The organism is Pantoea sp. XAF26B01_ASV70 (assembly GCF_054512635.1).
In genome coordinates, this window is sequence record NZ_CM137251.1 from 2859675 (window position 1) to 2883906 (window position 24232).

Sequence of the window (24232 nt, forward strand, 5' to 3'; positions counted from 1 at the left end):
CCGTTTGCAGCTATCGTTAACAAAATTGCCTAAGCCTTGTCATTGTCGCCGGATATTCCCTACAATCGCAGGCTATGTCAGCCGAATGAAACTGAGGAACGCATGAGTACGGCCAAACACAGTAAGTTACTCATTCTGGGCTCCGGCCCAGCGGGTTATACCGCAGCCGTTTATGCTGCACGCGCCAACCTGAACCCGGTACTGATCACGGGTCTGGAAAAAGGCGGACAGCTGACCACTACCACCGAGGTAGAGAACTGGCCGGGCGACCCGCACGATCTGACAGGTCCATCGCTGATGGAGCGGATGCATGAGCATGCCGAAAAATTTAATACTGAGATCATTTTCGATCACATTCACACCGTCGATTTGCAGAACCGTCCGTTCCGCCTCACGGGTGACAGCGGCGAATACACGGCAGATGCCCTGATCATCGCCACCGGTGCGTCAGCGCGCTACCTCGGTCTGCCTTCCGAAGAGGCCTTCAAAGGCAAAGGCGTCTCTGCCTGTGCAACCTGTGACGGCTTCTTCTATCGCAACCAGAAAGTCGCGGTGATTGGCGGTGGCAACACGGCTGTGGAAGAGGCGCTCTACCTGGCTAATATTGCGGCTGAAGTGCACCTTATTCACCGTCGTGATAGCTTCCGCGCAGAGAAGATCCTGATCGACCGTCTGATGGAAAAAGTGCGCAATGGCAATATCGTGCTGCACACCCATCGCACGCTGGAAGAAGTGGTGGGCGATCAGATGGGTGTCACCGGTCTGACGCTGCGTTCTACCCAGAACAGTGATGAGACAGAAGCGCTGGAGGTGGCGGGTCTTTTTGTTGCTATCGGACACAGCCCGAATACGGCCATTTTTGAGGGTCAGCTGGCGCTGGAGAACGGTTACATCAAAGTTCAGTCAGGTCTGCACGGCAACGCCACTCAGACCAGCATCCCTGGCGTCTTTGCGGCAGGCGATGTGATGGACCATATCTATCGTCAGGCGATCACCTCTGCGGGCACCGGCTGTATGGCCGCGTTAGACGCTGAGCGCTTTCTTGACGGACTGGTTAAAAACGATCAGTAAGTTGTTAACCCTCTGATCTCAAATGTTCCAGGCGACGGTTTTTCCGTCGCCTTTTTTATTGCTCTCATGCTAGATTCTTGCGCCTGAAGAGATGGAAATGTCTTTCCATTTTCACCCGTCATCGACATTCATCATGGTCTCGCATGGACAAATCGCGGCAGCAGCATCTTACCCGCTGGCTTCGTCAGCAACGTCATTTCGCCGGTCGCTGGTTGCGACTCAACACCCTGCTGGGCATGGCAAGTGCACTTCTGATCATTGCTCAGGCGGGTTTACTGGCCTCGCTGCTGCAGGCTCTGATTGTTGACCAGCAGCCGCGCGAAGCCCTGACAGTCAGCATCCTGCTATTACTGCTCTGCTTTGTGCTTCGCGCCCTGATTAACTATGCCCGTGAACTGACCGGTTATCGTGCCGGACAGGCTATCCGTCAGGCTTTACGTCAGCAGGTATTAGACCGGTTATCTGATCTGGGGCCAGCGTGGATTCAGGGAAAGCCAGCCGGCAGCTGGGCGACGCTGCTGCTGGAGCAGATCGAAGAGATGCAGGAGTATTACGCGCGCTATCTGCCGCAGATGACCCTAGCGGTGCTGATCCCCTGCTGCATTCTGCTGACTATTTTTCCGCTCAACTGGACGGCGGGTCTGATCCTGTTTGCCACCGCGCCACTGATTCCGCTGTTTATGGCACTGGTCGGGATGGGTGCGGCCGAGGCCAACCGCCGGAACTTCCTGGTGCTGGCCCGCCTGAGCGGTAACTTTCTCGACCGCCTGCGCGGCAGAGAGACGCTGCGGCTGTTTCATCGTGGCGCAGCGGAGCAGCAGGCGGTTGCCGCCGCCACCACCGATTTTCGCCAGCGCACCATGGAAGTATTGCGCTTAGCCTTTCTCTCCTCTGCCGTGCTGGAGTTTTTTGCCTCGCTGGCGATTGCCGTGGTGGCCGTCTACTTTGGCTTCTCCTATCTGGGCGAATTGCATTTTGGTGATTACGGCCAGGGCGTGACGCTGTTTGCCGGCTTTCTGGTGCTGATCCTCGCCCCGGAGTTTTTCCAGCCGCTGCGCGATCTCGGCGCTTTCTATCACGCCAAAGCCCAGGCTGTAGGCGGTGCCGATGCCCTTGAAGCCTTTATGCAGGCGACGCCTGCCACCGCGCCGCAGGAAGGCCAGTTGCCCTTCACTGCCGATCGCTCAATCGCACTTACCGCCGAAGATCTGCGTGTCTGTGCGCCTGATGGTCAGGTGTTGTGCGGCCCGCTCTCTTTTACTGTCGTCCCTGGCGAACAGATTGCGCTGGTCGGTCAAAGCGGGGCCGGTAAAACGGCTCTGATGAACGCCCTGCTCGGTTTTCTGCCTTATCAGGGTTCGCTGAAAGCGAATGGCGTTGAACTTCGCGATATACGACGGAGTGACTGGCATCAGCAGCTCAGTTGGGTAGGACAGAATCCTCAGTTACCGGCCGCCACCTTGCGCGACAATATCGTGATGAATGCGGCCTGGGATGACGAGCGTTTTGCGGCGCTGCTGGAGTCGTGCGGCATTAATGAGTTCCTGCCTCGGCTGCCCCAGGGCATTGACACCCAGCCCGGCGATGGCGGTAATCAGCTGTCGGTGGGTCAGGCGCAGCGGATCGCGGTCGCGCGCGCACTCTATAAATCCTCGCATTTTTTGCTGCTCGATGAACCCGCAGCCAGCCTGGATGCGCTCAGTGAACGTCATGTGATGCTGGCGCTGAACCAGGCGGCAGCCCGCCAGACCACGCTGATGATAACCCATCAGATTGATACGCTAAGTCACTGGCAGACCCTCTGGGTAATGGAAGCCGGTAAGCTGGTGCAACAGGGTAACTGGCAGCAGCTGTCGCAACAGCCGGGTGCGTTCAGTGAGATGCTGAAGCATCGTCAACAGGAGATTCGCTGATGTCCGCCTTGCGTCCTTTTCTTCGTCTCTGGCTGCGCCACCCTTATCGCCTGGCGCTGGGCATCGTGCTGGCGATTGTTACCCTGCTGGCCAGCATCGGCCTGCTGACGCTTTCAGGCTGGTTTCTGGCCGCCTCGTCAGTGGCAGGCGTAGCCGGTCTCTATACCTTCAACTATATGCTGCCTGCGGCAGGCGTACGTGGCGCCGCCATCATTCGCACTGCCGCACGCTATGCTGAACGGCTGGTCAGCCACGATGCAACATTCAGGGTTCTTCAGCATCTGCGTGTCCACACCTTCAGTCGCCTGATGGCCCTTTCGCCGGGCCAGCTTTCGCGGTTCCGGCAGGCGGACCTGCTCAACCGCTTCGTGGCCGATGTCGATACGCTGGATCATCTCTATCTGCGCGTCATCTCGCCGCTGATCGGCGCACTGGTGGTGATTGTCGTGGTTACCCTCGGAATGAGCTTTATCGATCTTCAGCTGGCACTGACGCTGGGCGGCATCATGCTGAGTACCCTGGTGGTGATGCCAGCGCTGTTTTACCGTCTGGGATCGCCCGCAGGCGGCGCGATTGCCCGTGGGCGCGCCCGCTGGCGCTTACAGCTGATGCAGTGGCTGGCGGCTCAGGCTGAACTCACCCTGTACGGTGCCTCGCGGGACTGGCGTCAGCAACTTGATGAAGATGAACAGCGCTGGCAGCAGGCTCAGAGCCAGCAACAGCGCTTGCAGGCTGCGGCACAGAGCCTGCTGCTGCTGATCAGCGGCGTAACCGTCACACTGTTGCTCTGGCTCAGTGCGGCGACAATCAGCCAGCAGCAGTTGCCCGGCTCGCTGATTGCCCTGGTGGTGTTTTGCGCGCTGGCTGCTTTCGAGGCGCTGGCACCGGTTGCAGGGGCCTTTCTGCCCATGTCGCAGGTGATAAATGCCGCTCAGCGGGTCAATGACATTATCGATCAGTCACCCGCTATCACCTTTCCGGCAGATTCAGATGCCCGGCCAGGACGACTCGCGGTTGCTATCGATCAGCTCGACTTCAGCTATCCCGACCGCCCGGATAAGGTGCTGAACCGCTTTACCCTTAAGGTGGCAGCCCGTGAACACATTGCACTGCTGGGGCCGACCGGCTGCGGCAAATCCACTCTGCTGGCGCTGTTAACCCGTGGCTGGGATAGCCAGCACGGTGTTATCAGCCTGAATGACCTGCCGATCACCGCATGGTCAGAGCCAGCGCTGCGTCAGCGCATCAGCGTGGTGACTCAGCGGGTTCATCTCTTCAGTCAGAGCCTGCGTGATAACCTACTGCTGGCCTGTCCCGATGCTACTGATGAGCAGTTACGCCGCGTGCTGAATGACGTCGGCCTGCAGCGCCTGCTTGAGAACCCGGAAGGATTAAACGCCTGGATGGGAGAAGGCGGTCGCCCGCTGTCAGGCGGCGAACTGCGTCGGCTGGCGCTGGCGCGTGCGTTACTGCATAACGGCGATCTCTGGCTGCTGGATGAACCCACCGAAGGACTGGATGCCACAACCGAGCAGTATATCCTCACCCTGCTGCAGCGGCTGACCGCTGGCAAGACCGTAATAATGGTCACCCACCGGCTCAGCGGCCTGGAGCAGATGGATCGCATCTGCGTGATGGATAATGGCGTGATTGTGGAACAGGGAAGTCATGCCGAATTAATCTCAAAAGCGGGTCGGTACTGGCGTTTCCGACAGCGGATTGCGCTATAGTCTTAGCGAAATGCTGATAGGTAACATAACGCGATGAGACTGGTACAACTGTCACGGGAATCTTTGCAATTTCCCCCACCGGAGATGGCGCTGCGTGAGCCAAACGGCCTGCTGGCCATGGGGGGTGATCTCTCCCCTGCCCGGCTACTTAACGCTTATCAGCGCGGCATCTTTCCGTGGTTTTCTTCTGGCGACCCGATTCTCTGGTGGTCGCCCGATCCCCGTGCAGTGCTGTTGCCTGAGCAGTTTCATCTCAGCCGGAGCATGAAGCGTTTCCACAGCCGTTCGCCCTATCGGGTGACGATGAATGAGTCATTTGCCGAGGTGATCGAGGGCTGTGCCACCGGTCGTGAGGAAGGCACCTGGATCACCTTTGAAATGAAGCGCGCCTGGTTGCGATTGTATGAACTGGGCCACGCCCACTCCATTGAAGTATGGGACGAACATCAGCTGGCAGGTGGCATGTATGGGCTGGCGATGGGGCAAATCTTCTGCGGCGAATCAATGTTCAGCCGTCAGCAGAATGCGTCAAAAACCGCACTTTGGGTATTTTGTCAGCATTTTCTCAGACATCAGGGCCGTCTGGTGGATTGTCAGGTACTTAACCCTCATACGGCCTCTTTGGGCGCGCAGGAGATCCCGCGCGCCGACTATCTGCAATATGTACAAAGCCTTGCGTGCCAGCCGGTCAGCGATGGCTGCTGGCAGACTCAAACCCTTTTTTAGTCGCACAGAGATGTTTTGCACACATAAAGGCGTATTAAGTGGTATAATGGTCGAGTTTGGTATGTCGTCCGCGCTTCGCAATAACGAGCCGGAATTGCCAGGCTGGGAATCTCAACGCACTCTCGGAACTGTTTTCAATCGTGCGCGTGTAACCGGTTGATACAGATTCTTAGCCCGCTAATCCCCCGCAGACGTCACATAAACACCCTAATTTTACCGGATGCGCGCGACTGACGTGCACCCCGGCAAAGCGTTGGCAAAATCGCCGACGGTTCTTTACATAAATCGTTGAATTGGGCATTATCTTGCCGGTTCAACTGAAAGGTAGTACACCCAGAGGATTCGATGGCCAAAGAAGACAATATTGAAATGCAAGGTACCGTACTGGATACGTTACCTAACACCATGTTCCGCGTAGAACTTGAGAACGGACACGTGGTTACTGCTCATATCTCCGGTAAAATGCGCAAAAACTACATCCGCATCCTGACGGGTGATAAAGTGACCGTTGAGCTGACCCCGTACGACCTGAGCAAAGGCCGCATTGTCTTCCGTAGTCGCTAATTTGCAGTAATCTCATCGCTCTGCAATTTGCAGCGAAAAAAAAGGCCGGATTTTAATCCGGCCTTTTTCATATCTGCAGCAGGTGATTAATGCACCGTGCCTTCGGTTTTGCGTTTTTCAGCACTCAGGAAGTGATAGGTCAGTTCACCTTTCTCACGATCCAGCGCCACTGACACCGAGCCGCCATCCACCAGCGAACCAAACAGCAGTTCATTGGCTAACGGTTTCTTCAGGCTGTCCTGCACGGTGCGCGCCATCGGACGAGCGCCCATCGCTTTGTCATAGCCTTTCTCAGCAAGCCAGTCGCGTGCTTCATCGCTGACTTCCAGCGACACGCCTTTGGCATCCAGCTGCGCCTGCAACTCGACAATGAACTTGTCGACCACCTGATGGATCACCTCTGGTGACAGGTGACTGAACCAGATAATGTTGTCGAGACGGTTACGAAACTCTGGAGAAAACATCTTTTTGATCTCTTCCATGGCATCGGTGCTGTTGTCCTGATGAATCAGGCCAATCGACTTACGTTCAGTCTCGCGGACACCGGCGTTAGTGGTCATGACCAGCACCACATTGCGGAAGTCCGCTTTGCGACCGTTGTTGTCGGTCAGCATACCGTTATCCATCACCTGCAGCAGCAGGTTGAAGACATCCGGGTGTGCTTTCTCAATCTCATCCAGCAACACCACCGCATGAGGATGCTTAATCACCGCATCCGTCAGCAGGCCGCCCTGATCAAAGCCGACGTAACCCGGAGGCGCACCAATCAAACGGCTGACGGTGTGACGCTCCATATACTCGGACATATCAAAGCGCAGCAACTCAATGCCCAGCGCTTTCGCCAGCTGCACGGTGACTTCCGTTTTACCGACACCGGTAGGCCCGGCAAACAGGAAGGAACCGACCGGCTTACGATCCTGACCCAGACCTGCACGGCTCATTTTGATCGCTTCCGTCAGCGCCTCAATGGCGTTGTCCTGACCAAACACCAGCATCTTCAGACGATCGCCCAGATTTTTCAGCGTATCGCGGTCGCTTGCTGACACGCTTTGCTCAGGAATACGTGCAATACGGGCCACCACCGTTTCAATGTCAGAGACGTTGATGGTTTTCTTGCGCTTACTGGCTGGCATCAGGCGCGCTCGCGCGCCCGCTTCATCAATCACATCAATCGCCTTGTCAGGCAGATGACGGTCGTTGATATATTTCACCGCCAGTTCCACGGCTGCGCGCACCGCTTTCGCGGTATAGCGCACATCGTGATGCGCTTCGTACTTGGTCTTCAGGCCATTCAGGATCTGCACGGTCTCTTCTGGTGAAGGCTCCGTGATATCGATCTTCTGGAAGCGACGCGCCAGGGCGCGATCTTTTTCAAAGATGTTGCTGAATTCCTGATAGGTGGTGGAACCCATCACCCGAATCTTGCCAGAGGAAAGAAGAGGTTTGATCAGGTTCGCAGCATCGACCTGGCCGCCGGATGCAGCACCCGCACCGATGATGGTATGGATCTCATCGATAAACAGAATGCTGTGTTCGTCCTGCTCCAGCTGCTTCAGCAGCGCTTTGAAACGTTTTTCAAAGTCACCACGGTACTTGGTGCCGGCTAATAACGAACCGATATCCAGCGAGTAGATCGTGCAGTCTTTCATCACTTCCGGTACATCGCCCTGCTCTATGCGCCAGGCGAGACCTTCAGCAATGGCGGTTTTACCCACACCCGACTCACCCACCAGCAGCGGGTTATTTTTACGGCGACGGCATAGCACCTGAACGGTACGTTCCAGCTCTTTATCGCGACCAATCAGTGGATCAATACCACCGACGCGAGCAAGCTGATTAAGATTGGTGGTGAAGTTTTCCATACGCTCCTCCCCGCCTGCTTGCTCTTCGTTAACCGGATTTTCTGCGCCTGGCGCCTGGCCGGACTCATCTTTACGCGTACCGTGAGAGATGAAGTTCACCACATCAAGGCGGCTCACTTCATGTTTGCGTAGCAGATAAGCCGCTTGCGACTCCTGCTCGCTGAAAATGGCGACCAGCACATTCGCACCGGAGACTTCGCTGCGACCGGATGACTGGACATGGAAAACCGCACGCTGCAGGACGCGCTGGAAGCTGAGCGTGGGTTGTGTATCACGCTCCTCTTCGCTGGCAGGCAGCACGGGCGTGGTTTGTTCGATGAAGGCTTCGAGTTCCTGCCGCAGAGCCACAATGTCCACCGTACAGGCTTCCAGTGCCTCTCTGGCCGACGGGTTACTGAGCAACGCCAGTAACAGATGCTCGACGGTCATAAACTCATGACGGTGCTCACGCGCTCTGGCGAAAGCCATATTTAAACTGAGTTCCAGTTCTTGATTGAGCATTAGGCACCTCCCCCAATTATCGCCCTTACCTGTTTCCTATATGGAGACGGGTTCAGGCCTTTTCCAGCGTACACAGCAACGGATGATGATTTTCCCGTGCATAGTTGTTCACCTGGGCCGCTTTTGTTTCGGCGACTTCTGCAGTAAATACACCACAGATCGCCTTGCCGTGATAGTGAACTTTCAACATCAGCTGCGTTGCACGTTCAACATCATAAGAAAAGAACTTTTGTACAACGTCAATAACAAATTCCATAGGTGTATAATCGTCATTATTCAGAATGACTTTATACATAGAAGGCGGCTTTAACCCTTCACGTACTTTATCGTCGGCCAGATGTTCAAAGTTAAGCCAGTCGTTTGCATTTGCCATAGTGTTCCGTTGAGATTTTGCTTTTAGCCTTTAAGTAGCTACATATTGAGAGTTTAACATGCCTGTCAAGCCGCATGCCGCTGCTGAAAATTTATTCAGAAATTCCCCTGCGCGACCTGCATCACAAAATTTGCAATAGCGTTAACTGCCTCAAATTTTGATGATTTTTTCCCCACCTGGCCCGGTGGTTTGCTTGACGTCAGCCGCGCTTTCTCTACATTCTAGCTGCACAGGCTGATTGAGTTTTAATCAAATCCGACTCACAGCTTCGATGACCTCACCTACTTATAAAATGTCTTGCGAGGGAAGTAAAAGCATGGAGACGGGCACAGTTAAATGGTTCAACAATTCCAAAGGCTTTGGCTTTATCTGTCCGATTGGCGGTGGCGAAGATATTTTTGCGCACTACTCCACCATTCAGATGGAAGGCTACCGCACGCTTAAGGCAGGCCAGCAGGTTCAGTTCGATGTCCACGAAGGCCCGAAAGGCAATCACGCCAGCCTGATCGTGCCGGTCGAGGTGCAGGCTGTGGCCTGACACATATCGCCTTTCTGAACAAAGACCCAAAAATGCCAGCCAGTGCCGCTGGCATTTTCCTGTTCGATGTCACCTAATCTGCCTGGCCCTGCGCCAGTCCAATCACCCGGGCAAACATCTGCCGCATCAATGGCGGGATGGCCTCTGGCCCGCGTTCCGCCGCCGACGTAGCCACTGCGATCGCCAGTTCCGGCTTGGAGCTCTGGTGAATCGCTTTAGTAATAATACGCCTGGAACTCATCGGAACGTTTAACGGCAGGTGCGCCATCTGATGATAGACATCCTGAAAGCCGTGCTGATAGAGAAAATTTTCCATATCCAGCGCCGGTAACTGCGTCAGAAAACGCGGCTCCGGTTCACCCGGCTGTAACTGAGTGCGTGCCGTACTGGCATATTTATTCCCGGCCTGATCACCGTCAGTCAGGACATGCCAGGCGATACCCATGCGCCGGGCAAACTTCAGTAGCGGCTTTAACCCCGACTGCGCAAACTCAATCACCTTCACACCTTCAGCGGCAAAGTTGTAACCGCACTGCTGCGCCAGCTCATTCATGATCCAGACTTCGGTTTCTCCCTCCACCAGCAGCCAGCAACGGGCAAACAGCGCAGCAGGCCGGTTGACCCGAATATGGAAGCCGATGCGCCGGCTCTCTTCGGCACTCAGTCCCTCCGGACCGATGCGCCAGGCCGCTACGCGCGAGGGTCCACGCACCAGACGACAGACGTTTTCCACCGGCACCTGCGACAGCAGCTCCGGCGAATTAGTGGTGGCGATTTTTTGCAGCGGCAGCAGCCTCAGCAGATTCCATGCTACCGACAGCATAATCGGATGCAGCCGGGTTTCCGGATCTTCAATCAAAAGCAGCGGGCGGGCACCGGCGGCCAGCGGGACGTCTCCTCGTGCCTCAATCAGCAGGGTAAACATCTGCAGCAGTATCAGCTGACGGCTGCGGGAGTCGGTTCCGGCAATCAGCTGATTCAGGTGATCCAGCGCCCGCCATCCCTGTCCCCCCTCGCGCGTCTGCGGGTCCCGTAGCCTGACCTCGTTGCCCGCATCGGGCGGCTGCACCAGAAAGTAGTGCTGCATCAGTTGCTGCATCGTCTTCAGCCCCTGCCGCAGCACCTCATCGCTGAGCTGTTGCGGATGGTGCTCCAGATCGCGCGCCAGCGTCTCCATACCCGCCAGTAGCTCAGGATGTGCGGTGGGGAGCGGTGCACTACTCCGCGTCCGCTTACTGAAACGCGCATCGCGCAATCGCAAAACCGGATACCGTTTCAGCAAAAGATCGATGGCCGCCGCGCAGTTCTGCTCAGGCAACAGCTGATAGTTCAGGTCAACAAAACGGCGGCGGGTTTCGATACCGCTGTCACGCCAGGTGGCGCTGACGCTATAACAGAGCTGACGCTGGCCCTGAGCATCACGCTGCCAGAAGGTTGAGAGCACCGCATCCGGGTCGTTGCCGTCATCGCGAAAGTGGAACACCACCGACAGACGGCGCATCGCATCGGTCACATCGCCTGGGGTGAAATGGAAATCAGCCTCGGTAAAAACATAGGCCGGTTCATGGGGCGAAAGTAACAGGCTCAGGGCATCCAGCAGACTGGATTTGCCCCAGGCGTTCTCACCAATCAGCAGATTGGTCTGGGTTAAAGGCAGTGAGAGCTTATTGATGCCGCGGAAACCGCGAATGTCGATATGTTCCAGAATCATAGGCGTCCATCCTCAGTTTATAAACAGCATGGTTGCCGCCAGCGAGCCGGTCAAGCCGCTTTCTCAGGGTTTACTCCGTTACGCTTTTTCGCTAGCGTGTGGCCTCTTCCACCATGGATGGCCCTTATCGCTATGTACTCCGGACTCCTGATTATTCTTCTGCCGCTGATCGCCGGCTGGCTGCTACCGTTCCGTCAAACTTCAACCCTGCGCCGGGTCAATCAGCTGCTGGGCTGGATGGTTTACGTCATTCTGTTCTTTATGGGCATCAGCCTGGCCTTTCTCGACAACCTGAGCAGCAATCTGCTGGCGGTATTTCACACCGCGCTGGTAGCGGCCTTCTGCATTCTGCTGTGCAACCTGCTGGCGCTGCGCGGGCTGGAAAAATATGCCCCATGGCAGCATGCGCACCGGCAGGAGAAACTGCCCTCGCGGCTGCATATGGCACTGGACTCTCTGAAGCTGTGCGGCGTGGTTGTCATCGGTTTTCTGCTTGGTCTGACCCAGTGGCCACTGCTGCAACACGCCTCGACGGCCAGCGAATATGCGCTGATCTTCCTGCTGTTTCTGGTGGGCATTCAGCTGCGCGGCAGCGGCATGACGCTGCGTCAGATTATCCTGAACCGTCGTGGCCTGCTGGTTGCCAGCGTAGTGCTGGTCAGCGCGCTTATCGGCGGCATGATTGCGGCGTTGCTGCTGGGTGTGCCGCTGAAAACCGGTCTGGCGTTAGCCAGCGGTTTTGGCTGGTACTCTCTCTCCGGCATTCTGATGACCGAAGCTTTTGGTCCGGTCATCGGCAGCGCCGCCTTCTTCAACGACCTGATACGTGAACTGGTGGCAATCATGCTCATTCCGGCGTTGATTGGCCGTCATCGCTCCAGCGCACTGGGCCTGTGTGGCGCCACTTCAATGGACTTTACCCTGCCGGTGCTGCAGCGGGCGGGCGGCAATGAGATCGTCCCGGCCGCCATTGTGCACGGCTTTGTGATGAGCCTGCTGGCCCCGATTCTTATCGCCCTCTTCTCCGCCTGAATCCTGTCTGATATGCGCTGAGCTCTGCCAGCGCATTTTTTCACGCCTGCTTTTCTGCCGTGTCGTCTACGCTTCTTTTTTCGGTTCTGGTCACGTCACTCTTCAGGGCGGGCCGACAAAGGAGAAGAGCATGAAACAAACCGTCGCGGCGCTGGTCGCCAAAACGCTGGAAAGCGCGGGCGTAAAACGCATCTGGGGCGTCACCGGGGATTCCCTTAACGGCCTGAGCGACAGTCTTAATCGCATGGGCACCATTGAATGGATGCCGACACGCCATGAAGAAGTCGCCGCATTCGCAGCGGGCGCGGAAGCGCACATCAGCGGTGAACTGGCGGTCTGCGCCGGCTCCTGTGGGCCAGGCAACTTACATCTGATCAACGGTCTATTCGATTGCCATCGTAACCGCGTTCCTGTTCTGGCGATTGCGGCACATATTCCCTCCAGCGAAATCGGCAGCGGCTATTTTCAGGAAACCCATCCGCAGGAGCTGTTCCGCGAATGCAGCCACTACTGCGAACTGGTTTCGAACCCTGAGCAGCTCCCGCAGGTGCTGGGCATCGCGATGCGTAAAGCGATTCTGAATCGTGGCGTCTCGGTGGTGGTGCTGCCTGGAGATGTCGCGCTTAAACTGGCGCCAGAGAGCGCCAGCGCGGAATGGTATCCGCCACAGTTGCCGCAGGTCCTGCCACAGCCCGCCGAACTGGCGCAGCTGGCGCAGACGCTGAACGAAGCCAGCGATATTACGCTGCTGTGCGGCAGTGGCTGCGCCGGAGCGCATCAGGAGGTGGTAGCGCTGGCAGAAGCGCTGAAAGCCCCTATCGTCCATGCGCTGCGCGGCAAAGAACACATCGAATATGACAACCCTTATGATGTCGGCATGACCGGACTGATCGGTTTCTCATCCGGTTTCCACGCCATGATGAATGCCGGGACGCTGGTGTTGCTGGGCACGCAGTTCCCCTATCGCGCCTTCTATCCGGAAAAGGCTAAAATCATCCAGATTGATATCAATCCGGGCAGCCTTGGGTCACATTGTCACGTCGATCAGGCCTATGTCGGCGATGTGAAAAGCACACTGCAGGCGCTGCTGCCGCAACTGACACACAAAAGCGATCGCAGCCATCTCGACAGCGCGGTTAAGCACTATGGCGAGGCACGTAAAAGTCTGGACGAACTGGCGCAGCCCAACGACAAGCAGCCGATCCATCCGCAATATCTGGCACAGCAGATCAGCCACTACGCCAGTGATGACGCCATCTTTACCTGCGATGTCGGGACACCGACCGTCTGGGCGGCGCGCTATCTGAAGATGAACGGCAGACGTCGCCTGCTGGGTTCGTTTAACCACGGCTCAATGGCGAACGCGATGCCACAGGCGCTGGGCGCGCAGTCGATTGATCGCAATCGTCAGGTGGTAGCACTGTGTGGCGACGGCGGCTTCAGCATGCTGATGGGGGATTTTATCTCGCTGGCGCAACTGAAAATGCCGGTCAAACTGGTGATTTTCAACAACAGCGTGCTGGGCTTTGTGGCGATGGAGATGAAAGCGGGTGGCTATCTCACCGATGGCACCGAGCTGGAGAATCCTGACTTTGCCGCTATCGCCGAGGCCTGCGGTATCCGGGGTATCCGGGTGGAAAAGGCATCTGATCTCAATGGCGCGCTGGAGCAGGCGTTTGCCCACGATGGCCCGGTGCTGGTGGATGTCATTACCGCCAAAGAGGAACTGGCGATGCCGCCGGAGATCAAAATGGAGCAGGCTAAAGGCTTCAGTCTCTACATGCTGCGCGCCATTATGAATGGTCGCGGTGATGAGGTGGTAGAACTGGCGAAAACCAACTGGCTGCGGTAAAACAGAGACTCCATCCAGGCGGGCGCGATGCCCGCCTTTTTTTCTTCCGCCACGTTCAGGAGCATAGGGTGATCGATTTACGCAGTGATACCGTAACCCGGCCCAGCGCCGCCATGTTAAGCGCGATGATGTCTGCCGAAACCGGTGATGACGTCTACCGTGACGACCCCACCGTAAATGCGCTGGAGGCGGAAGCCGCACGGCTGAGCGGCAAAGCAGCGGCGCTGTTTTTCCCGACCGGCACCCAGGCGAATCTGGTAGCGCTACTCAGCCATTGCGAACGCGGCGATGAATATATCGTCGGTCAGCAGGCGCACAACTACAAATATGAGGCGGGCGGCGCGGCGGTGCTGGGCAGTATTCAGCCACAGCCGATTCTGGCCGCCGACGATGGCACCCTGCCGCTCGACGTAGTAGCGGCAGCCATCAAGCCGGACGATATTCACTTTGCCCGCACCCGTCTGCTGAGTCTGGAGAACACGCATCACGGTAAAGTCCTGCCGCTGGCGTATCTGGAACAGGCGTGGACTTTTACCCGCGAGCACCAGCTGGCGCTGCACATTGATGGCGCACGCATTTTCAATGCGGTAGTCGCGCAGCAGACCACGCTGGCGGCGATTGCCCGCTACTGCGACACCCTGACCATCTGTCTCTCTAAAGGCCTGGGCACGCCTGTCGGTTCTCTGCTGTGTGGCGACACGGCGCTGATTGAGCGCGCACGTCGCTGGCGTAAAATGACCGGCGGCGGCATGCGCCAGGCCGGTATTCTGGCGGCGGCGGGTCTCTATGCGTTAGAACACAACGTGGCGCGGCTGCAGGAGGATCATGACAATGCCGCCTGGCTGGGACAGCAGTTGCATGAGCTGGGCGTTCAGGTCATCGATCAGCAGACCAACATGCTGTTTGTGGCGGTGCCGGAAGCCCAGGTCAAACCATTAGGTGAGTGGATGAAGGCGCGTGGGGTGTTAATCAGCGCAGGAACCCGCACTCGTCTGGTCACCCATCTGGATGCTGATCGTGCGGCACTGGCGCAGGTCGTCGCCCACTGGAAGGCGTTTTTACACCAATAATCCGCTATTGCGCCGCGCCATATTTATCCAGTAGCGCGGCAGCTATCGCGGCGGTTTCTGCATCGGGCTGCCCGCGATAATCCGCAGGCCGGAAATGCATCTGAAACGCGGCGATCACCCTCTGCTGTTCACGCGCGCTCATCCCTGCCGTTACGGGATAGCCATAGCGCTGTAAACGTTCCAGTAGTGGCTCCACGGGTACCACCGCGTGCGGATCCTGACCCGCTAAATAAAACTGCACCCGTCCGGCATCGGGCCAGGCACCCATTCCGCGCTGGGCCAGCTGATGCCACGGAAAGAGTGGGCCGGGATCCTGCTTACGCTGCGGCGCGATATCACTGTGACCGACAATATTTTCCGGTGCGATGCCGTAGCGCTGTGCAATATCGCGCAGCAGCGCCTCCAGCGTGGTGATCTGCTCGGCGGTAAACGGCTGCCATTCAAGACCGGTCAGGGTCCGGCGATAACCCTGGTTCACCAGTTCGATACCAATCGATGTGTCATTGATGCGGCTGGCTCCGCGCCAGAAGCTTGGACCGGCATGCCAGGCGAGCTGCTGCTCCGGCACCAGTTGCCAGATAACGCCTTTCCCGGCGCGCTGTGGCGGCTGGCGGGGAATCAGATAGTGGGCGCTGACTTCCCGATCGGTCAGGGTCGCCAGCGACGAAGAAAAATCTTCGGCGGTGTAGTGGATCACAATCACCTTCACCCGCGGTCGCGCGCCCTGCGCCGGATGCCGCACATCGGCCCAGTAGCCGTCACGGGATTCTATCCCGGACTGGCAGCCCGCCAGCAGCAGCGCCAGTATCAGCCACAGCCCCCGTTTCAACGAATGATCACCGCCGTGCCGCTGACGCTCACCATCAGCATGCTGCCATCTTTGCCGACTGTTTCGTAGTCAATATCGATACCGACCACTGCGTTGGCGCCCAGCGCTTTTGCCTGCTCCTCCAGCTCTTCAAACGCGATCTCTCGCGCTTTACGCAGCTCTTTCTCGTAAGCACCGGAGCGGCCACCGACCACATCACGGATGCCAGCGAAAAAGTCACGGAAGATGTTGGCACCCAGAATCGCTTCACCGGTGACGACGCCACAATATTCGCTGATGCTGTGACCTTCCAGCGTGGGGGTTGTTGAAAATTTCATCGCATTCTCCTTGTTGAAAACCGGGCTAAGGCTCTTTCGACTAAAAAGCACGGCTATACTCTATGCTAAAAAGGGCACCTTGCCAGAGAACCATAAGGAAATCGAGATGAGAAACAACGCGTTTGCGCTAATGATCCCGGCGGCCCTGCTGCTCAGCGCCTGTACCACCGTTGAGCCAGTGATTAAGGATAATGGCCCACGTACCGCACCGTGCATTGAAGGCGGTCCTGACCAGGTGGCCCAGCAGTTTTACGACCTGCGTATCGAACAGCCTACGCAGGGTCTGCCCGACAGCAACACCCTGGCAAAATATCGCCCTTACCTGAGTGATGCGTTGTACCACTCATTGCAGGCGGCCAGCGGCAGCAATGCAGGCGCACAGTGGCGCAATGGCGATCTCTTCTCCAGCCTGTCACAGGGTCCGACCGCCGCCAGCGTCGCTGATGCTTCCACCATTCCGAACCGCGATGCACGCAACATCCCGCTGCGGGTCGACCTGAGCCGCGACGGCAAGCAGTGGCAGGATGAAGTGCTGATGATCCATCAGGGCAGTTGCTGGGTGGTGGATGATGTGCGCTACATGGCCAACCCTGCGCATGCAGAGGGTGGCAGCCTGAGCCAGATGCTTGAGAAATCGAAAAAATAACCTCAGGCTTAACCGTTCAGAGAAGCGCAGTCGCCCCCGGGCGCTGCGCTTTTTTTATTTCCGCCGCCCGTCCCGCTGCAGCGCGCTGCTCCCAGGCAGTGCATGATATTGTGCTAAGCTTTTGCGGTTAGCCTGCTGTTTTACAAATTTTAACCCACCTTATTTGCATAACTATTCTGGTGACGTTAAAATCCGCGACACTAATAGCTATTCAAATCTGGCGCATGAGTATTCAACTAAACGCAATAAACTGCTTCTACGGTGCTCATCAGGCGCTGTTCGACATTAACCTTGAGTGTCCGCAAGGCGAGACCCTGGTGCTGCTGGGTCCCAGCGGTGCGGGTAAGAGTTCGCTGCTGCGGGTGCTTAACCTGCTGGAGCAACCGCGTTCAGGTCAGTTGCAGATTGCCGGTAATCAGTTCGACTTCAGTCAGAAACCCTCCGATGCTGCGATTCGCGAACTGCGTCAGAACGTCGGTATGGTGTTTCAGCAGTACAATCTCTGGCCGCATCTTACCGTGCTGCAGAATCTGATTGAAGCGCCCTGCCGGGTACTGGGCCTCAGCAAAAGTGACGCCCGCGCCCGCGCCGACAAGCTGCTTGACCGGCTGCGCCTGACGCCCTACAGCGATCGCTTTCCGCTGCATCTCTCCGGTGGTCAGCAGCAGCGTGTGGCGATTGCCCGCGCGCTGATGATGGAGCCGCAGGTGCTGCTGTTCGATGAGCCGACTGCCGCGCTGGACCCTGAAATTACCGCACAGATTGTCAGTATCATTCGCGAACTGGCCCAGACCCGCATTACCCAGGTGATTGTGACCCATGAAGTGGAGGTGGCACGTAAAACGGCCAGCCGCGTCGTCTATATGGAGAACGGTCACATTGTGGAACAGGGCGATGCCAGCCGCTTTACACAGCCGCAAACCGAGGCGTTTGCTCACTATCTTTCGCACTAAGTCAGGATGCTAAAAATGAAAAAAATGGTACTTGCTGCACTGCTTGCTGGTTTTAGCCTGAGCGCTACGGCGGCTCAGACGATTCGTTTTGCGACCGAAGCCTCTTATCCTCCTTTTGAGTTTGTGGATGCGGACAACAAGATTCAGGGCTTTGATGTCGATCTGGCCAATGCGCTGTGTAAAGAGATTGATGCGACCTGCACCTTCACCAATCAGGCGTTCGACAGCCTGATCCCGAGCCTGAAATTCCGTCGTTTTGATGCGGTGATGGCGGGCATGGATATCACACCAGATCGTGAAAAACAGGTCCTGTTCACCAAGCCTTACTACGACAACTCCGCGCTGTTTGTTGCCCAGAAAGGCAAAGTTGCCAGCGTGGAAGCGCTGAAAGGCAAGCGGGTTGGCGTCCAGAACGGCACCACGCATCAGAAATACCTGACTGAGAAACACAGCGAGATCACCACCGTTCCTTACGACAGCTATCAGAATGCGGTGCTGGATCTGAAAAATGGCCGTATTGATGCTGTGTTCGGTGACACCGCAGTCGTCAACGAATGGCTGAAGCAGAATGCCGCGCTGGCTGCCGTTGGTGAGAAAGTCACGGACAAAGCCTACTTTGGTACCGGCCTGGGCATTGCGGTACGTACCGGTAACACCGAGCTGCAGACCAGATTCAATGGCGCGCTGGATAAGATCAAAGCAGACGGCACGTACAAAACCATCTACAGCAAATGGTTCCAGCAGTAATCTCTGATGAATGAAATGATGACCCTCGCAAGCGCCGCCGGCATGACCGTCGGCCTTGCTGTTTGTGCTCTCATCGCTGGCCTGGTGCTGGCGATGATTTTCGCTGGCTGGGAGTCACTGCGCCTGAAACCGCTGGCGTGGATTGGCACCGGCCTGGTAACGCTGATCCGTGGCCTGCCGGAAATTCTGGTGGTGCTGTTTATCTATTTTGGCGCTTCACAGCTGCTGCTCACCCTCTCTGACGGCTTCACCCTGAATTTCGGCCTGTTTCAGTTACCGATACAGGTAGAAATTGAAAACTTCGACGTCAGTCCGTTCCTGTGCGGTGTGATAGCGCTGGCGATGCTCTATGCCGCCTACGCCTCGCAGACGCTGCGCGGCGCGCTGAAAGCGGTGCCGATGGGTCAGTGGGAGTCGGGTCAGGCGCTGGGCATGAAAAAATCGGCCATCTTTCTCCGGCTGATTATGCCGCAGATGTGGCGTCACGCCCTGCCCGGTCTGGGCAATCAGTGGCTGGTGCTGCTGAAAGATACCGCGCTGGTCTCGCTGATTAGCGTCAACGATCTGATGCTGCAAACCAAAAGTATTGCCACCCGCACGCAGGAGCCGTTTACCTGGTTCCTGGTGGCGGCCGCTATCTACTTAGTGATCACGCTGTTCAGCCAGGCGGTGTTACGCCGCATCGAACTGCGCACCACCCGCTTTGAACGGGGGAACAGCTAATGCTGGCCTATCTGCCTGAACTCCTGAAAGGGTTGCATACCAGCCTGACGCTGACGGCAGCATCGCTGGTCGTGGCCCTGCTGCTGGCGCTGCTCTTCACCGTGGTGCTGTCGCTGAAAACGCCGGTGTTCAACCCGCTGGTCAAAGGCTTTATTACACTGTTTACCGGCACACCGCTGCTGGTGCAGATCTTCCTGATCTATTACGGTCCGGGACAGTTTCCCTCGATCCAGCAGATCCCCTGGCTGTGGCATTTACTGTCGCAGCCCTGGCTGTGCGCGATGCTGGCGCTGTCGCTGAACAGCGCGGCTTACACCACGCAGCTATTTTACGGTGCGGTGCGTGCGATTCCTTCCGGACAGTGGCAATCGTGTGCCGCGCTCGGCATGAGCCGCAAAGATACCCTGCGCATTCTGCTGCCGTATGCATTTAAACGCGCCCTCTCCTCCTACTCCAATGAAGTGGTGCTGGTGTTCAAAGGCACCTCGCTGGCCTACACCATCACCCTGATGGAAGTCATGGGCCACGGCCAGTTACTCTATGGCCGCACCTACGACATCACGGTCTATGCCGCGGCGGGTCTGGTTTATCTCTGCGTTAACGGTTTGCTGACGCTGATGATGCGGCTGATCGAAAAGCGCGCTCTGGCCTTCGAACGACGTAACTGATATCCGGGCGAGGCTCCTCGCCCTTTTCGCCTGAAAAATCACACTAATTGCATAAAAATGCATTTTATGGCAGGGTATCGCCTTCTCTGGCTGACCACATCACAGGAATCATAAAATGAAAAAATGGATTGTTGCCGCTGCGCTGGCTTCACTGGCACTTACCGCCCAGGCAGCGGAAAAGATTCGCTTCGCCGCCTCAGCGACTTATCCGCCGTTTGAATCCCTGGATCGGGAAAATAACCTGGTGGGATTCGATATCGATCTGGCCAAAGCGCTGTGCCAGCAGATGAAAGCGGAGTGTACCTTTACCAACAATGCCTTCGACAGCCTGATCCCGTCACTGAAGTTCCGCCGCTATGACGCAGTGATTTCCGGCATGGATATCACCACTGAGCGCAGCAAGCAGGTCGATTTTACCCAGCCTTATTACGCTAATTCCGCCATCGTAATTGCCCGTAAAGGCCAGTTCAGCAGCTTTGCTGAGCTTAAGGGCAAACGCATCGGCGTGGAAAACGGCACCACTCACCAGAAGTACCTGCAGGATAAGCATCCGGAAGTGAAAGTGGTAGCCTATGACAGCTATCAGAATGCGATTCTGGATATGAAGAGTGGCCGGCTGGATGGCGTGTTTGGCGATAGCGCGGTGGTGAATCAGTGGCTGAAGACCAATGCGGATCTCGCCACTGTCGGTGAACATGTTACGGATGCGGACTACTTTGGCACCGGTCTCGGCATTGCCGTACGCAAAGGCAATACGGCGCTTCGCGATCAGTTCAATCAGGCGCTGAACGAACTGAAAGCCAACGGAAGCTGGCAGCAGCTTAATCAGAAGTGGTTCCCGGAGTAATTACCGGCTGAGGCAGCCTCTGCCGATGCTTTCCCGGACGCGTGCTGACGGCGGGTTAACAGCGTCAGCACTTCAAAATGGGCGGTGTGGGGAAACATATCGAACAGCTGCACCTTCGTCACCTCATAGGCGCTCAGTCGGGCAATATCCTGCGCCATGGTCTGCGGATTGCAGCTTGAATAGAGCAGATAATCCGGAGCCATCTGGCTGAGATAGTCACACAGCGCCTCACCAATCCCACGACGCGGCGGATTAACCAGCACCAGCTGCGGCACCGCATCGCGTCCGGTCGCAAACGCCGTAGAATCCAGCGCCGCAAACTGCACTTTTTCCAGTCCCAGCATCTCAGCGGAACGCTGGGCGCATTTTATCGCCTCGGCGCTGATCTCAATGCCCGTCAGTTCCATCTCCGCTGTCGCGCAGTGCAAACCAAAACCGCCTACGCCGCAGAAGAGATCCCACATGCTGTTGACCGGCAGCGCCCTGACCCAGTCGCGCGCGGTGGCATAGAGTGCGCTGGCAACCTGCGGGTTGGTCTGGAAGAAGCTTTGCGGGCGGATCCACAGCGGCACGCCGTTGAAGTTCTCTGCCAGCGACTGCGCGGGCGTCAGCGCAATCTCCTCTTCCCCCTCCAGAATCGCCATATGCACCGGCTGAATATTGGCAGAGATCACCGCCAGCTGCGGCAATTGCTGTTGCAGCCACGGCAATGCGGCGCGCAGCTGTTCCAGTTTCGCGGTTGAACGCAGGACAAAGCGCAGCATCACGCCGCCCTGCTGGCTTTCGGTTATCAGCAGGAATTTGAGTTCGCCGCGTTTGCGCGCCACGTTATAGGGCGTCAGTCCGGCACGGGCGATAAAGGGCTTAAGTGCAGCAAAAACCGGCTGGAAGCTGGCGGGATAGAGCGGACAATCGCACAGATCCACAGCTTCACCATCACGATGGATTAATCCCAGCACCGGACGCTCGACGCTGCCACTCACCACCATTTTGGCTTTATTACGAAATGCCTGCTGCGGTGATGCGACCGGCGGCAACCAGGCAGCGACCGGCTGCTCAGCCAGTAACTGTTCCAGCAGCGACTGTTTGTCGTTCAGCTGAGTGGGATAGGGTTTTTCCAGCCACTGACAGGAGCGGCAACGGTTAGCGTCATAAAGCGCGCAGTGCATGGTAAAGCCTTAACGATCGGGTCGGGCGGAGCGCGATTGTATCATCGCTTCCTGAAAAAAGCGCGGCTGCTGGCAGGCAGAAACAGCAGCAGGAGCACCAGCAGATCGGGGATTTTCTGCGACAGGGTATGGTGGATAATCTGGACGTTATTGTCGCCATCAATGCTGAAAATCTCGGGGTAGATCCAGCCCAGCGAGGCGACCAGCATATAGCTGAGCACAATCACCTGCGTCGCCACATAGCCCCAGCGTCCACGGTTACTGCCGCGCATCAGGGTAAAGGCGCAGCGCAGTTCGAACAGGAAGATCAGCTGGCTGGCGACAAAGATGAGTGTCGCGTCCCAGGACTGGGCGCTGCGGTGAACAAAATTGGCGAGTTCACTGTAACCCAGCTCGTTTGCCAGCATCAGGACGCTCAGGCAGCGGGTCGCAATAATAGCAATGCCCGCAACCGTCACCGGAACCGGCGCGATTGAAAGCGTGGCACTGCTTTTGAAGATTTCTGACATAGTCCGTGACTCCACCTGATCGAAAAACGGGCCGGTCAGACCGGCCCGTTCATATAGTGGCAAAGGTTACGGATTTCAGCCACGTTTAGCTTTCTGAATATCGCTTAAACGTTGTTTTTCTTCGTGTGCCATCACCCGCCAGGCGATAAAACCCACTAAACCGACCACAAACAGGATCAATGAAGCCAGCGCATTGATTTCCGGGTTAACGCCGCGTCGCACGGTGGCGAAGATCGCCATCGGCAATGTGGTGGCACCCGGCCCGGTCACAAAGCTGGCAATCACCAGATCGTCGAGTGACAGGGTAAACGCCAGCAGCCAGCCGGTCACAATAGCCGGTGCAATCATGGGCACGGTAATCACAAAAAAGACCTTCAGCGGCGTTGCGCCTAAATCCATCGCCGCCTCTTCGATGGAGCGGTCCAGCTCACGCAGACGCGAGTTAATCACCACGGCCACATAGGCGGTACAGAAGGTGACGTGGGCCAGCCAGATGGTCAGCATGCCGCGTTCGCTCGGCCAGCCAAAGGCGTTGCCCATTGCCACAAACAGCAGCAGCAGCGACAGACCGGTGATGACGTCGGGCATCACCAGCGGCGCGGTCAGCATAAAGGCAAAACCGTTGTGGCCGCGGAAGCGACCAAAGCGCACGATAATCACCGCCGCCAGCGTGCCCAGCACCACCGCCATGGTGGCGGAGAGACCGGCAATGCTCAGACTCAGCAGAACGGCGTCAATCATCGCGCTGTCCTGGAAGAGCACCCTGTACCAGTGGAACGAGAAGCTCTCCCACACCGTCACCAGCGGTGAGCTGTTGAAGGAGTAAACCACCAGCAACAGCATCGGCGCATAGAGGAACAGGAAGCAGCAGACCAGAATACCGGTACGCCAGGGTGAGCGAATGGTTGGCAAATTATTCATGCCTTCTCTCCCATTTCACGGTTTTGATGCTTGTGGAACCAGATGATCGGCAGAATCAGGATCAACAGAATGATAACCGCCAGCGCGGAGGCCACCGGCCAGTCACGGTTGTTAAAGAACTCCTGCCACAGGATACGGCCAATCATGATGCTGTCCGGGCCACCCAGCAGTTCAGGGATCACGTACTCCCCCACCGCCGGGATAAACACCAGCATCGATCCGGCGATAATGCCCCCTTTTGTCAGCGGGACAATCACGCTGAAAAAGGTCTTCAGCGGACGCGCACCCAGATCCAGTGAGGCTTCCACCAGCGAGTAATCAATGCGGGTCAGCGCGGTGTAGATTGGCAGCACCATAAACGGCAGATAGCAGTAGACGATACCGATATAGACCGCTGTATTGGTGTAGAGGATCACCAGCGGATGATCGATCACACCCAGCCACAGCAGGAACCGGTTCAGGATACCATTGTTGTTAAGCAGCCCCATCCAGGCGTAGACGCGCACCAGAAATGAGGTCCACGATGGCAGGATCACCAGCAGCAGCAGAATGGTGCGCATGGATGGCTTGCTGTGCGCCACGGCCCACGCGAGCGGGTAGCCAATCAGCAGACAGATCACCGTGGAGATCGCCGCCACTTTCAGCGACTGCAGATAGGCATCAACGTAGAGCGGATCGTCGGTCAGCGTCAGGTAGTTGCCGAAATTGAGCACAATGCTGAACTGGTCATCAGCCCAGCTCACCAGCTCGGTGTAGGGGGGAATCGCACGCGCAATGTCCGCGAAGCTGATCTTCAGCACCGTCAGAAACGGCAGCAGAAATAACAGCACCAGCCAGACATAAGGCAAGGCGATCACCAGCTTGCGGCCATGCTGCATTTTTATCCGCGTGGCCCAGCGTTGCAGCGGCGTGCCGACCAGTCGGGCAGGCGCTTTAGCGCGTTGGAAAATCTGGCTCATA

24 protein-coding genes are annotated in these 24232 nt (G+C 57.0%); 15 read left to right on the forward strand and 9 right to left on the reverse strand.

The features are described 5' to 3' along the window. The first annotated feature begins 102 nt into the window (after nucleotides 1-102). The 5 genes from trxB (at nucleotide 103) to infA (ending at nucleotide 6004) form a co-directional block, all read left to right on the forward strand. On the forward strand, nucleotides 103-1071 hold the full coding sequence (gene trxB, locus ACX8ZY_RS13465) for a thioredoxin-disulfide reductase (protein WP_003849329.1): 969 nt from the start codon (nucleotides 103-105) through the stop codon (nucleotides 1069-1071). A gap of 143 nt (nucleotides 1072-1214) precedes the next feature. After that, on the forward strand, nucleotides 1215-2984 hold the full coding sequence (gene cydD, locus ACX8ZY_RS13470; protein ID WP_421665036.1) for a heme ABC transporter permease/ATP-binding protein CydD: 1770 nt from the start codon (nucleotides 1215-1217) through the stop codon (nucleotides 2982-2984). Further along, complete coding sequence (gene cydC, locus ACX8ZY_RS13475) at nucleotides 2984-4714, forward strand: heme ABC transporter ATP-binding protein/permease CydC (protein WP_459260098.1); 1731 nt, start codon at nucleotides 2984-2986, stop codon at nucleotides 4712-4714. The genes cydD and cydC overlap by 1 nt, the downstream gene beginning before the upstream one ends. 33 nt (nucleotides 4715-4747) lie before the next feature. After that, entirely contained in the window at nucleotides 4748-5440 is a 693-nt protein-coding gene (aat, locus tag ACX8ZY_RS13480; RefSeq protein ID WP_010254921.1) for a leucyl/phenylalanyl-tRNA--protein transferase, read from the forward strand. A gap of 345 nt (nucleotides 5441-5785) precedes the next feature. Beyond that, nucleotides 5786-6004: a translation initiation factor IF-1 gene (infA, locus tag ACX8ZY_RS13485; protein WP_002211347.1), complete on the forward strand. Its 219-nt coding sequence runs from the start codon at nucleotides 5786-5788 to the stop codon at nucleotides 6002-6004. An 86-nt stretch (nucleotides 6005-6090) separates the two neighbouring features. On the opposite strand, the gene clpA is transcribed toward infA, so the two are convergent. Together clpA and clpS are read right to left on the reverse strand one after the other, a co-directional pair. Next, complete coding sequence (gene clpA, locus ACX8ZY_RS13490; RefSeq protein WP_010254457.1) at nucleotides 6091-8367, reverse strand: ATP-dependent Clp protease ATP-binding subunit ClpA; 2277 nt, start codon at nucleotides 8365-8367, stop codon at nucleotides 6091-6093. Nucleotides 8368-8419: 52 nt separating this feature from the next. Then, a complete protein-coding gene (clpS, locus tag ACX8ZY_RS13495; protein ID WP_010254453.1) occupies nucleotides 8420-8740 on the reverse strand; it encodes an ATP-dependent Clp protease adapter ClpS in 321 nt (106 codons plus the stop codon). A gap of 316 nt (nucleotides 8741-9056) precedes the next feature. On the opposite strand from clpS, the gene cspD reads away from it, so the two are divergent. After that, a complete protein-coding gene (gene cspD / locus ACX8ZY_RS13500; protein WP_010254451.1) occupies nucleotides 9057-9278 on the forward strand; it encodes a cold shock-like protein CspD in 222 nt (73 codons plus the stop codon). A 73-nt stretch (nucleotides 9279-9351) separates the two neighbouring features. Here cspD and ACX8ZY_RS13505 read toward each other — a convergent pair whose 3' ends face one another. After that, nucleotides 9352-10989 carry an ATP-dependent nuclease gene (locus ACX8ZY_RS13505; protein ID WP_060679855.1) on the reverse strand — a complete coding sequence of 546 codons (1638 nt, stop codon included), beginning with the start codon at nucleotides 10987-10989 and terminating at the stop codon, nucleotides 9352-9354. Nucleotides 10990-11121: 132 nt separating this feature from the next. Here ACX8ZY_RS13505 and ACX8ZY_RS13510 point away from each other — a divergent pair, with 132 nt between their 5' ends. From ACX8ZY_RS13510 to ltaE, 3 genes are all read left to right on the forward strand, one after another. Continuing rightward, the gene (locus tag ACX8ZY_RS13510; protein ID WP_010254448.1) at nucleotides 11122-12021 is read left to right on the forward strand and encodes a LysO family transporter; all 900 of its coding nucleotides are present in this window, start codon (nucleotides 11122-11124) and stop codon (nucleotides 12019-12021) included. Nucleotides 12022-12151: 130 nt separating this feature from the next. Further along, nucleotides 12152-13873, forward strand: a complete 1722-nt coding sequence (gene poxB / locus ACX8ZY_RS13515) for a ubiquinone-dependent pyruvate dehydrogenase (protein WP_022625954.1) — start codon at nucleotides 12152-12154, stop codon at nucleotides 13871-13873. Between the two features lie 68 nt (nucleotides 13874-13941). Continuing rightward, on the forward strand, nucleotides 13942-14943 hold the full coding sequence (gene ltaE / locus ACX8ZY_RS13520) for a low-specificity L-threonine aldolase (RefSeq protein ID WP_010254443.1): 1002 nt from the start codon (nucleotides 13942-13944) through the stop codon (nucleotides 14941-14943). Between the two features lie 4 nt (nucleotides 14944-14947). Here the strand turns inward: ltaE and ACX8ZY_RS13525 are convergent, their stop codons facing one another. Continuing rightward, nucleotides 14948-15772: an N-acetylmuramoyl-L-alanine amidase gene (locus ACX8ZY_RS13525; protein ID WP_421665038.1), complete on the reverse strand. Its 825-nt coding sequence runs from the start codon at nucleotides 15770-15772 to the stop codon at nucleotides 14948-14950. Continuing rightward, nucleotides 15769-16089 carry a heavy metal-binding domain-containing protein gene (locus ACX8ZY_RS13530; protein WP_003849304.1) on the reverse strand — a complete coding sequence of 107 codons (321 nt, stop codon included), beginning with the start codon at nucleotides 16087-16089 and terminating at the stop codon, nucleotides 15769-15771. Before ACX8ZY_RS13530 ends, ACX8ZY_RS13525 begins: the two co-directional genes overlap by 4 nt. Nucleotides 16090-16195: 106 nt before the next feature. On the opposite strand from ACX8ZY_RS13530, the gene ACX8ZY_RS13535 reads away from it, so the two are divergent. The 6 genes from ACX8ZY_RS13535 (at nucleotide 16196) to ACX8ZY_RS13560 (ending at nucleotide 20673) form a co-directional block, all read left to right on the forward strand. After that, nucleotides 16196-16735, forward strand: a complete 540-nt coding sequence (locus ACX8ZY_RS13535) for a lipoprotein (protein WP_010254434.1) — start codon at nucleotides 16196-16198, stop codon at nucleotides 16733-16735. A gap of 224 nt (nucleotides 16736-16959) precedes the next feature. Next, nucleotides 16960-17688: an arginine ABC transporter ATP-binding protein ArtP gene (gene artP, locus ACX8ZY_RS13540; protein WP_010254433.1), complete on the forward strand. Its 729-nt coding sequence runs from the start codon at nucleotides 16960-16962 to the stop codon at nucleotides 17686-17688. Between the two features lie 15 nt (nucleotides 17689-17703). After that, nucleotides 17704-18435: an arginine ABC transporter substrate-binding protein gene (artJ, locus tag ACX8ZY_RS13545; RefSeq protein ID WP_010254432.1), complete on the forward strand. Its 732-nt coding sequence runs from the start codon at nucleotides 17704-17706 to the stop codon at nucleotides 18433-18435. Nucleotides 18436-18441: 6 nt separating this feature from the next. Further along, nucleotides 18442-19158 (forward strand): arginine ABC transporter permease ArtQ, encoded by a 717-nt coding sequence (artQ, locus tag ACX8ZY_RS13550; protein ID WP_010254430.1) that lies wholly within the window; start codon nucleotides 18442-18444, stop codon nucleotides 19156-19158. Then, nucleotides 19158-19826, forward strand: a complete 669-nt coding sequence (gene artM, locus ACX8ZY_RS13555; RefSeq protein ID WP_031593159.1) for an arginine ABC transporter permease ArtM — start codon at nucleotides 19158-19160, stop codon at nucleotides 19824-19826. The genes artQ and artM overlap by 1 nt, the downstream gene beginning before the upstream one ends. Before the next feature lie 115 nt (nucleotides 19827-19941). Next, entirely contained in the window at nucleotides 19942-20673 is a 732-nt protein-coding gene (locus tag ACX8ZY_RS13560) for an arginine ABC transporter substrate-binding protein (RefSeq protein WP_010254425.1), read from the forward strand. Here ACX8ZY_RS13560 and rlmC read toward each other — a convergent pair. The 4 genes from rlmC to potH all read right to left on the reverse strand — a co-directional run bounded on the left by rlmC (nucleotide 20652) and on the right by potH (nucleotide 24231). Further along, entirely contained in the window at nucleotides 20652-21842 is a 1191-nt protein-coding gene (rlmC, locus tag ACX8ZY_RS13565) for a 23S rRNA (uracil(747)-C(5))-methyltransferase RlmC (RefSeq protein WP_421665039.1), read from the reverse strand. The genes ACX8ZY_RS13560 and rlmC overlap by 22 nt on opposite strands. A gap of 41 nt (nucleotides 21843-21883) precedes the next feature. Then, on the reverse strand, nucleotides 21884-22351 hold the full coding sequence (locus ACX8ZY_RS13570; protein WP_010254423.1) for a YbjO family protein: 468 nt from the start codon (nucleotides 22349-22351) through the stop codon (nucleotides 21884-21886). A 75-nt stretch (nucleotides 22352-22426) separates the two neighbouring features. Then, nucleotides 22427-23272: a putrescine ABC transporter permease PotI gene (gene potI, locus ACX8ZY_RS13575; RefSeq protein WP_010254422.1), complete on the reverse strand. Its 846-nt coding sequence runs from the start codon at nucleotides 23270-23272 to the stop codon at nucleotides 22427-22429. Next, nucleotides 23269-24231, reverse strand: coding sequence for a putrescine ABC transporter permease PotH (gene potH / locus ACX8ZY_RS13580; RefSeq protein WP_010254421.1), 963 nt, complete (start codon nucleotides 24229-24231; stop codon nucleotides 23269-23271). Before potH ends, potI begins: the two co-directional genes overlap by 4 nt. Nucleotide 24232 lies beyond the last annotated feature (1 nt).